The 10,454-nt window shown below is 46.5% G+C and carries 9 protein-coding genes; 4 read left to right on the top strand and 5 right to left on the bottom strand.

Annotation, left to right across the window (positions count from 1 at the left end; translation table 11 throughout):
• Positions 1 to 82: 82 nt before the first annotated feature.
• From IQ257_RS27375 to IQ257_RS27365, 3 genes are all read right to left on the bottom strand, one after another.
• Positions 83 to 997, bottom strand: a complete 915-nt coding sequence (locus tag IQ257_RS27375) for a branched-chain amino acid transaminase (protein WP_193879257.1) — start codon at positions 995 to 997, stop codon at positions 83 to 85.
• A 249-nt stretch (positions 998 to 1,246) separates the two neighbouring features.
• Positions 1,247 to 3,019 carry a M61 family metallopeptidase gene (locus IQ257_RS27370; protein WP_193933378.1) on the bottom strand — a complete coding sequence of 591 codons (1,773 nt, stop codon included), beginning with the start codon at positions 3,017 to 3,019 and terminating at the stop codon, positions 1,247 to 1,249.
• A gap of 211 nt (positions 3,020 to 3,230) precedes the next feature.
• Positions 3,231 to 3,914 carry a Crp/Fnr family transcriptional regulator gene (locus IQ257_RS27365; protein WP_193879262.1) on the bottom strand — a complete coding sequence of 228 codons (684 nt, stop codon included), beginning with the start codon at positions 3,912 to 3,914 and terminating at the stop codon, positions 3,231 to 3,233.
• 459 nt (positions 3,915 to 4,373) lie between these two features.
• Here IQ257_RS27365 and IQ257_RS27360 point away from each other — a divergent pair, with 459 nt between their 5' ends.
• Complete coding sequence (locus IQ257_RS27360) at positions 4,374 to 5,585, top strand: HEAT repeat domain-containing protein (protein WP_193879265.1); 1,212 nt, start codon at positions 4,374 to 4,376, stop codon at positions 5,583 to 5,585.
• A gap of 44 nt (positions 5,586 to 5,629) precedes the next feature.
• Here IQ257_RS27360 and IQ257_RS27355 read toward each other — a convergent pair whose 3' ends face one another.
• Positions 5,630 to 7,699 carry an amylo-alpha-1,6-glucosidase gene (locus IQ257_RS27355; protein ID WP_193879283.1) on the bottom strand — a complete coding sequence of 690 codons (2,070 nt, stop codon included), beginning with the start codon at positions 7,697 to 7,699 and terminating at the stop codon, positions 5,630 to 5,632.
• A gap of 385 nt (positions 7,700 to 8,084) precedes the next feature.
• On the opposite strand from IQ257_RS27355, the gene psb35 reads away from it, so the two are divergent.
• The gene (psb35, locus tag IQ257_RS27350) at positions 8,085 to 8,276 is read left to right on the top strand and encodes a photosystem II assembly protein Psb35 (RefSeq protein WP_193879286.1); all 192 of its coding nucleotides are present in this window, start codon (positions 8,085 to 8,087) and stop codon (positions 8,274 to 8,276) included.
• A 401-nt stretch (positions 8,277 to 8,677) separates the two neighbouring features.
• Positions 8,678 to 9,613 carry a CHAD domain-containing protein gene (locus IQ257_RS27345; RefSeq protein ID WP_193879289.1) on the top strand — a complete coding sequence of 312 codons (936 nt, stop codon included), beginning with the start codon at positions 8,678 to 8,680 and terminating at the stop codon, positions 9,611 to 9,613.
• Between the two features lie 17 nt (positions 9,614 to 9,630).
• Here the strand turns inward: IQ257_RS27345 and IQ257_RS27340 are convergent, their stop codons facing one another.
• Positions 9,631 to 9,984 (bottom strand): hypothetical protein, encoded by a 354-nt coding sequence (locus IQ257_RS27340; protein ID WP_193879292.1) that lies wholly within the window; start codon positions 9,982 to 9,984, stop codon positions 9,631 to 9,633.
• A gap of 149 nt (positions 9,985 to 10,133) precedes the next feature.
• Here IQ257_RS27340 and IQ257_RS27335 point away from each other — a divergent pair, with 149 nt between their 5' ends.
• The gene (locus IQ257_RS27335; RefSeq protein ID WP_193879295.1) at positions 10,134 to 10,313 is read left to right on the top strand and encodes a hypothetical protein; all 180 of its coding nucleotides are present in this window, start codon (positions 10,134 to 10,136) and stop codon (positions 10,311 to 10,313) included.
• Positions 10,314 to 10,454 lie beyond the last annotated feature (141 nt).

Genomic DNA, 10,454 nt, shown 5'->3' with positions numbered 1-10,454 from the left:
GTGTAGGGTGTAGGGTGTGAGGAGAAACAGAGATTTTTGAGGTTTCCTCTTCTCCCCTGCTCCCCTGCTCCCCCGCTCCCTCTTATCCTAGGGGAATCGCGTACACCCAATCTTGATAATTCGGGTCTCGATTTTCGGTAATCGCTGTCAGTTTATCCCTGAGTTTTTCCGTAATCGGTCTGATTTTTGGCAATTCGTAATTTTCAACTCGCTTCATGGGTGTAATTTTGGCAGCCGTTCCACTCAAGAAAACTTCATCAGCGATAAACAGTTCCGATTTATCCACAGGTCTTTCTACCGTTGGAATTCCTAAGTCTTTCGCCAAGGTCAGAATACTTTCTCTTGTGATACCTTCTAAAATATCTTGTTCGTATCCTGGTGTAATTAACTGACCTCTTCTCACAATAAAGACATTCATCCCAGAAGCTTCACAAACTTTACCCTGAGAATTCATCAAAATGGCTTCATCAAAGCCCGATTCTACAGCTTCTGTTTTCGCTAACGATGAGGTAATGTAAGCCCCACTCACTTTCCCTCTTAAGGGTAAACTCCGGTCTTCTTGGCGATACCAAGAACTAATCCGACAACTTACTCCCTCTGGTGATAAATAATCGCCTAATTCCAATCCATAAACAAAAAAATCTTTCTGAATTTTATGAAGCCTAGGAGCAATTCCCAAATCTGACGTATAGACAAATGGTCGGATATAGAAGGATGTATTAACGTTATTCCGTTTTACAAATTCAATGATAATATCCTGAATTTTATCAGCGGGTAAATCGTAGTGCAAAAACTTGGCACTGTCACTCAATCGCTGGCAGTGACGATCTAATCGAAATAGTAAAATTTGCTGGGGATTTTCAGGATCGGGAATGCCCCGCAACCCCCCAAAAGCACCCGTCCCGTAATGCAAGGCATGGGTAGCAATGGAAATTTTGGCATCCTCAAACGGTATGAATTGATTTTGGAAGTAAACAATCGGCAAAAAATTGTGCATCGTAAATACCAGCCATCAAAACTCTATCGGGCGTCTGGTTTATAGATTGTACTACACCCCTCCCCTCTTACTCCCTCTGTAGGAGCAGGGGAAGATTAGGATGGGGGGACAAGGAGACAAGGAGACAAGGGGATAGAAAACCCGAATTTTCGTTTCGACGAGGCTCAACGATCACCAACATAACTCCCCCCATCTCCCCCTCTCCCGTTCGACTGACGCTCACGGCAAGCCCATCTCCCTTATCTCAAGCTACTCCAGCCACCCAGCCAAGTTTCGCTTCTGGGCGTCTGTAGAATTCTCAATGTGCATGATTTGGTAACGGCTAGGTTGGAAAGCTCCGAGGGTAATGGAAAATGTACAGAGTTGATCTTGGTGGAAAACCGTCAACTCAATCGTGTCGCCAGGATGATAATCTTTAAGGCGATCGCTCAATTGTTCGGTCGTAACCCGCCAGCCATCAATCGCCAGCAACTGATCCCCAGCATCAATACCCGCCACACCAGCAGGGGAGTCCGCTTCCACAAAAACAATAGTGTCCTGCCCGTTTTCAGTTTTCCCTTTCACCCCTAAATAAGGTACGAGTTCCTCTTCTTCGATACCCATCAGCTTTAACCCGAATGGTTCGAGGTACTTGTCAAAGGGCAATTCCTCGGTGCCATCAACATAGCGGTTGAAGAAATCGCTCAAGTCGGTATCCGCCACTGACTCGATGGTGTCTCGCAACTGTTGGGAGGTAAAGCCAACTTCCCTCGCGCCAAACTGCTGCCACATTAAGGGCAGGACATCATCGAGCGATCGCTTATTTCCATGACGCGCCCGAATCAGCAAGTCTAGCAAAAAGGATACCAGTTCTCCCTTCAAATAGTAAGAAATTTGAGCATTATCACTGTTAGCATCCCGACGGTACAGCTTAATCCAGGCATCAAAACTCGATTCGCTGACCGGTTGTACCAAACGTCCCGGTGTCGTCTGCAACCGCGTAATTTCTTTGCTCAAACCGTCTAAGAACGTCTTGGTATCGTAGATTCGTGCCCTGAACGGTATGACCAAATCGTAATAACTTGTCGTCCCCTCACAAAACCACAACGAAGTCGTATAGCTTTCTCGTTCATAGTTAAATTTTTCCAGCACTTTGGGTCGAATTCGCTTGATATTCCACAAGTGGAAGAATTCGTGCGCCACTAGTTGCATGAAGCGGTTGTACTTATCCTTTGCCCGAAAACCAAAGCGAGGATAATTTAGCGAACAGGAATTTTTGTGCTCTAAACCCCCAAAACCACCAGATGATAGGTGTAGCAAAAACAGATACTTCTCGTAGGGCAACCCCCCATATAATTGAGCTTCTACCTCAATAATTTTCTGAGTATCGGCAATAATACGTTCTGGGTTAGCATTTCCCTGCCCCCAGATTGCCAGTTGATGGGGTTTGCCCAGCGCCTCAAACTCATAAACTTGATGACAACCAATCTCAAACGGACTATCAACGAGTGTGTCAAAATCTGCCGCTTCAAAGGTATGGGGAGACTCTGGAACAGAGGGTAGGGGGGTAGTAACTGTCCAATCAGGTTTAGGAGGTACAACAGTGACTTGAATCGAGTGCTGCTCAAAGCCGGGAATGAACAAAAACAGGGCGGCACCGTTAAAATAGCCGTGAGTTGCATCTAGGTGATTGGTGCGGACTGATAACTCATTGGCAAACACCCGATAGCGCACGGTTATGTTTGAGGCGTCCTCTGTTTTAATCTGCCAGTGATTTTTACTGAGTTTGCACCACTGCAAAGGCTGTGGGCAGTTACTAGCTTCGACCCAGAAATCCTGTAGATGTTTGGCATACTCCCGCACCAAGTAAGAACCGGGCGTCCAGACGGGCATTTTCAAATCCAGTACCGATTCAGACCAACCCTGCACTTGCACTATCACCTCAAACAGGTGAGACTGGGGCTTAGGCATTGCTACCTGGTAGTGGATGGTCGGTGCAGTCGTGGGTGGGTTACTGGGGCGAACTGTTGTTGCTTCAGTCATTATTAACGATTAGCCATTAGCTTTAAAGGCTCCAGACGCAGCCAACCCTGCTCCCCAAAACAATGCGGGGGAGTTGGATAAAAGCAAAAGCGTTAGTACCAGAGCGTAGTACTATTCTACGAGCAACACTAGTCGGTCGTCTGGGTGGTTGAGCTAGTATTGCTCTTTACATTAAGGGTTTAGTATTCTTAGTTTCTAACCCTTAACCCTCCTAAATCCTCCCTGCCAGATGCGTGAGCTGTTTGAGATTGATCAGGCAGATAACAGGCTGTTGTTGGTCAACCTTAATCCAGCCCTTATTTTCCAGCTTATCCATGATTTTGGCTGTATCCTCAACGCTGATATCGGTAACATCGGCTAAGTCCTTATAGGGAATATTAAACATTTCCGTTCCCTTTTCAGTCACTTGACCGTAGCTGTCTGCCAAACCTACCAAAGTATTCGCTAACTTGATAGCAGGGGGCTGATGGCGGCGTTGAAAGCGGAGATTAGTCTGGCGCAACCGTCTCACCATCAGTTGCAACATACGGTGGTGCAGTTGGGAGTCTTTGAAGAGCGTTTGAATGAAGCGCTGGGCAGAAACGCTGAGTAACTTCACGTCCGAAAGAGCAACGACATCGGTAGAACGGGGGGATTCATCGAGAATTGCCATTTCACCAAAAAAATCACCCTTACCCAACATTGCCAGAGTAACGGCATTTTCCCCGTAAAGGCGTCGAACTTTGACCCAACCTGAAATAATGAAGTAAACGGCGTTACCCCAAGCATCTTCCATCAAGACGGCTCGACCTGCTGGATACTCGTGTTCTACACCCACTGACAGCAGCCATTCTAATGTTTCTGGATTCGCTGTATTAAACAATGGGAAAAGCTCGCTAAAAGCTTTGGTTTGCATGAAAGGTTTTTAAAGTGGGATCTCCTAAGATTCCATTACACCACACCACAAGAGGACTACCAACTTTGATCTAAATTCCTCCGGTGGATGTCTAGTCCATAGTTCCTACGGGCGGGGGAGTTGACTAAGATAAAGCAATGAGGGCAGCTAGACTAGTGGCGACCATTGAGCGAAAATCTATTATGACTTTGCAACTCTCCCCCTATTATTTTATACAGTATTGAGCGGTTGAGAGAACTCAGGAGTGGAAAATCAAAATTAGACACCTAGGGAAAATTGCCCGCCGCCAAGCCTGAAACTCTCCTTTTATTGGCTCCTAAAGCTTATTCTCAAGCTAAGTAAAGGACAATAGGGATAACCGCAGAAAAACTCTCAATCTTAACAATTTTGTTAATTCTTCCTGGAACAGGGGTATTTAATAACGTGAGTAAAACGTTATCAGAAGACCACAATTCAAATATGTCTAAGACCTTAGAACAAGCGAAAACGGCTGCACAGCAGGGAAATTGGTCGTTACTCAATCAGTGCTTGCAACGGTTGCATGGCGACAGAAAGAGTACGGAGTCGCAGTTGCCAGATGAAAGCAATCAACAGCAGGTACTTGATCTGGCACTACAAGTGATTGAAGCGGGTGATTTTCAGGAGAGATGGGAGGTGGCGAAACTTTTTCCCTCCATTGGGCAACCTGCCATTGCACCTCTGATTGAACTCCTGCAAGATGAGGATGCCGATCCAGAAGCTCGTTGGTTTGCAGGTCGAATCTTAGGAGAGTTTAACGAACCAATGGTCGTCGTGTCTTTAGTACAACTACTTCAAGTCTCTGAGGATGAAGACTTAGCTCAAATAGCAGCTCAAGCCTTAGCAAATATGGGTTCTTCAGCCATTGAAGCCTTAAGCAGGTTGCTGGCAGAAGAAGAGTTGAGGGCGCTAGCAGTACAAGCGCTGTTCCATATCCGACGCCCAGAAACGATCGCCCCGTTACTGAGTGTAGTTGACGATCCACTGCCAACGATCCGCGCCACGGCAATTGAAGCATTGAGTAGCTTTCACGATTCTCGGATTCCGCCCATTTTGGTCGCTGCATTGAAGGATAAGGCAGCATTGGTCAGAAAAGTTGCAGTGATTGGTTTGGGGTTACGCGCCCACCAGTTAACCCATTTAGATTTAGTCAACTGCTTAAAACCTTTACTGTACGACCTAAATGGAGACGTTTGCCAGCAAGCCGCGATCGCTCTGGGACGTTTGGGAACCGACGATGCTAGCGAAGCGTTGTTTCGAGTACTCAAGTCACCTGCGACACCCGTTGAGTTGAAACTCGAACTTGTGCGGGCGTTGAGTTGGTCAGAAACGGCTAAAGCTCTAGACTACTTGCAAGAGGGACTGCGTTGGGCACCTGAATTAGTGTGCCAAGAGATTGTCACCGTGTTGGGGCGAGTTGAGTCAGCCCCCCTGAAACCGAAAGCTACCCAAATTTTAATTAACTTTCTGCACTCAGGACAGCAGGCAATTCAACAGACACGAATCAGACAAGCGATCGCATTATCCCTAGGACAACTGGGAGATGAGCAGGCGATAGAGGTTTTGAGTAAGTTGACGGGCGACTCAGAACACACCGTGCGGTTGCATGCGATCGCAGCCCTCAAAAAATTCCCAAATGAGGATCAGCAGTAGAAAAGTTGCCAATAAATTATTGGTTATAACCATCAGAAAGACCTTCAATCGGCAAAGTAGCGAATTAATTCAGCAACTGACCAAGCCTGAGCGATTGTTCCTTGGGGTAAGTGAGGTGCATCGCCATCAAAAATTTCCGAAATCGAGCCGATACAGGCTTGCTCTTGAAGGTGATTGAGTAATGGCTGCCAGTCGAAGGGTAGGGGTTCTTTAGGATAGAAGCGCGTCCAAGCACGGCTAAAGGGACCAAGTAGCCAACTCCAAACTGTGCCTTGGTGATAAGCGCTGTCCCGATGCCAGCGATCGCCGCTATAGTAACCAATGTATTCTGGGTGATTGGGGTCGAGACTGCGTAAGCCGTAGGGAGTTAGCAAGCGATCGCGTGCCACTTGCAAAACTTGCCGTGCCTGTTCCTCTGGAAAGCCACAGTGATACAAGGAGAGCGCCAGAACTGCATTCGGGCGAATTCGCTCATCCCGGTGATCATCTGGCTCAATGACATCGTAAAAATAATTCTGTTCTGGATTCCAAAATTTTTGCAAAGATATCTTGACTTTTTGTGCTTGTTGGGTGTAGTGCTGGGCATGGTGCAATAGGCGCACCCGATCTTTAATCGAACCAATCACCATTTTTTCAGTCCACTTGGCGATCCAACAGAGCGCTGAATACCAGAGGGCGTTAATTTCGATCACCTTTCCCAGGCGGGGCGTTATTGGGTTGCCATCAAGAACAACATCCATCCAGGTAATCGCCATGTTTGGTGCATCCCAAGTGAGCAGTCCATCAGTAGCATCAACTTGGATGTGATAGTGGGTGCCAGCGGTATAGGTTTTATAGATTTTCCGCACCACAGGATATTGCTGAATTAAAAAATCCCAATCCTGGGTCATTTCCAGATAAAGCCCCAAGGTTTCCAGCCACCATAAGGACGCATCAATACTGTTGTAAATGGGTTCGGTACTGCCATCTGGAAAAGTATTGGGAATCAAACCGTCACGGCAGTAACGACCAAAGGTTTTGAGCAATCCCTTTGCTAAGGAAAAGCGCTTGGTTGCTAAAGCCAATCCTGGTAAGGCTATCAGTGTATCGCGTCCCCAATCGTCAAACCAGGGATACCCGGCAATCACTGTCGGACCCTGAATTGAAGCGCGGTAAGCAATAAATTGATCCCCTGCTCGCAGTAGCTGACGCCAAATCTTTTCAGGAATGGGTAATGGGGAAATAGGAGGTTCAGGGAGTCTGTTGGGAGCGACTAAAAACCTCTCGTAAAGTCGGTTGTGCCGTTCTTTCTCATCCTGTACCGCCTGCTCGAATACCTCTGTAGAGATGGAATGAGTCGCCTCTTGAGTTGGTGCTACTTCCAAGCATCCCACCCGCGCTTCTAGGGTTACGGTTGCTCCGGGATGCATGATCACAGTTAGATAACCAGGGCTATAAAGGTCTTCTCTATCGCCCAAGCCCCGCTGCTTTTCCTCTGGATAGTAATAGTTCCAGTACCAAACTCCCTCTGGTTGATAATCACCGCCACTCCAGCGCAACTGCCAAGGCGTTCCCGGTTGATTGTCACGTATGGCTTGTAAGTAGATTTGCTGATGCCCTACCAGTTGGGAGAATTGTAAAGAGTCATCTGCTAATTGCTGGTGGTGAAAATCGCGATCGGCAATCAAGGGGCGCAGTCTTAATGTCGCTATTTCGCTCCCTTGGTAGTGGTACTCTATTAAAATACGGTTGCAACATTGAAACTCTGCCGTTGGATCTTCTCCACTCTCTACTAATCCGTAAGGCATCACCAGCCGACGAGTCAATTGCCACTCCTGAGCACCCCAAATCCACTTGGGAACTGGCTCGGTATCAAACCACCGCAGTAACTGGTAGCCGAGAGGGTCAATTTTCCTACCTCCGTCCCAGAAATTGGTTGAAATTGCCCAAACCTTACCTGCCACTTCCAAACTAGCATCGATGTGAGACAGTAATAAGGTACGCCGTCCTGGTGGTTCGAGGGCGGCAATCAACCAACCGTGATAGGTGCGTGTGCGAGCATCGCAAACTGTACCGCTGGCAAAACTGCCCAATCCATTGGTTAGCAGCCATTCGCGTCTGTCTAAATAACTCACCAAAGCTTTTCTCCTTAGTAGCAGCACCCCACGAGCTAGCGATAACGAAGGCGATCGCTAAAAGAAACTAATGCCTGTTCCTGGAAAGAGTCTAGTGTAGCGAATATCTTGATCGCACGGCTAACTAGCAACTTAGGTTATTTCTCCTTAATTCTGAAACTTTATCAGAGAAATCATGAGTTTTATTCCCCACTCCCTACTCGCCACTCCCTACTCCCCATTCCCCACTCCCTACTCGCCACTCCCTACTCCCCATTCCCCACTCCCTACTCCTCAGCGCTTACTACTCAACTCGTAACAAATACTTACTAAGAGAGATGTTGCCTTGGATATCTAGTTTGTAAATTAGTACCAGTAATGATGAGATTAGGAGATTAAGTCCAGAATGTTTTTACTTATGGAAGTTGCTGCAAATCCGAATACTCCTGAGTTTTCGGGTTCCCTGACTATAGTTGGCATCATCGGTTTTATTGCTGCCGCGACTCTAGGTTCTATTGCTTGGTACAATTCCAAACGTCCTATGGGTTGGAAAGATAAAGAGCGCCCTGACTTTGTACCCAAAATTGAACAAGAATAAGTTAGGAACTTTTGGGAGTCATCTTTCTAGAGCCATTTTTCCTCAATTACGCCTACAGGTTGATAAAAAACTGGCTCATTTTATATCCAGAGGTTGAGAAATTTAAATAACCAAACCTGTAAGCTAAAAAGAGACTAAAGAAAGATTAGATGCAGCACCGGATGAGAGTTTCGTCGTTGTGGCTCATAATCAGATATCGAAGGAGAGCAACGTCAGATATCTGAACGGTATGTAAGCACTAATTCTAATAGCATAAGGCGGTGTGGAGTTTTTGTTGCTTCCTCCACTTTGTCACTACCAGGGGGGGATTAAACTCCCTGTCAGAACGATCCGAGGTAGTAAACGCCTATTCTAAAATTCCTAAAATGTAGAGACGTTATTATATACATCATAATTTTTAAATGCCTTATCAACTCAATACTCACGAATCCGTACCATCAGCAATAAGGCGAATTACCTGCGAACAAATTGATAGGGCAGTAAATCAGTTGAGCGGCAAAACCAACAATAGCCAGGATGAAGCAGTTCATAATGCCCGGAAACGGTTTAAAAAAATTCGGGCTGTCCTGCGGTTGGTACGGGATGAAATTGGGCAGGATATTTACAAGCGTGAAAATAAGTGCTTTCGTGATGTGGGGCATCAGTTGTCAGATGTGCGAGATGCTCAGGTACTGGTGGAAACTTTAGATGACTTGACCGAACACTTCAGTGAATCTGTCTCGGCAGATGCCTTTACGGAGATACGCCAGATATTAGAAGCGAATTATCACTCGGTTTGTAAGCAGGTATTTGAAGAGAATGATACGGTAACATCTGCGATCGCATCCATTAAAGCCGCACGAGAACGGATTGAAAGTTTACCCATCGAACGCAACGATTGGTTAGCGTTGAGGGATGGTTTGCATCGAGTTTACAAGCGAGGTTACAAGGGTTTTCGTCATGCCATTGAGCAGCCCACGGTAGAGAATCTGCATGAATGGCGAAAGCGGGTCAAGTACCTTTGGTATCATCTTAGAATTCTTAAACCTATCTGGTCGGGCCTAATGGCAGAACTGGCAGATCAAACCCACGACTTAGCGGATTATTTGGGTGACGACCATGATTTAGCGGTATTGCGCCAGTGGATAGGCGATCATCCTGAACTATTCCAAGACAGCAGCGAATTGGAAGCATTGTTAGGTTTGAGCGATCGCCGACGCACTCAATTGCAATTAGCAGCAAAACAACTAGGGCAACGAATTTATACAGAAGAAACCGAAACCTTTGTTAGTCGGATTGGTGCCTATTGGCAGGCGTGGCAGCAAGAGATTGAGCAGCCTATTCTTGCCGAAGTTTAAATTATGAATTATGAATTTTATGAATTATGAATTGAACTCTGTTGTATAGGCAGTAGACAATTAGTAGCATAACGAGGGTGAACAAAAGCAAGTACCTCTCGTTTGTGCCAAGTCAGTGTTAGTCCATCCATAATTCCCTCTGTCCACCCATACTGGTTTTGTAACAGCCAAAGTTGCAAGTCTCGCAAAGGCATTTGGGTAACTGCTTCTGTGGGTAACGTAGCAAAAATATCCAGGGAAATGATAAACCCTAGGGTCGTTCTGTGATGGGTGACAATAGCTGTTTCCATTCCGGTTTGCCACCGACGTCGATGAGCGCGGGCATAGGCGGAGAGTTCTCTAAGGGAAACTTGTCGGCACAGGATCGTCATAATAAGTTATTCCCTTTGTTCTAGGGCGCTGACCGGAAAAAATCAGTTTTTGCCCTAAAAAATCAGCCTTTTTGCATAACCCCAACCTGTTGTCGAGATATCTAGAGAGTGAGATTCGCGCTGTCAGATAACAGATAAAACAACCAACCATGAAAACTCAACCCAAACTCTTATCAATTCTTACCGCTTTCATCGTGGTTGGACTGATTGCTGATTTGCTACCCCATCCCAACTTAGGTTCGGGGCTTCTCCTATGGACTGTTAATAATTTCCACGAATGGCAGCGCGGACACAATACGACACCGACAGTGAAACTCCCGCCTCAGTAATACGCTCTTATGCATTTAAGTTACCGATTGAGCAGTGGCGCAGATGGGAGTAACATCTCGCAAATCCATTTATCTCCCTTGTCTCCCTAGCTCCCCAGCTCCCTAGCTCCCTAGCTCCCCAGCTCCCCATCTCCCTACGTG

The sequence above is a fragment of the Coleofasciculus sp. LEGE 07092 genome (assembly GCF_015207375.1).
In the GTDB taxonomy this organism is placed as follows: Bacteria; Cyanobacteriota; Cyanobacteriia; order Cyanobacteriales; family Coleofasciculaceae; genus LEGE-07092.
Note: the sequence above shows the minus strand (reverse complement) of the source record. Positions and strands in the feature narration are given on the sequence as shown.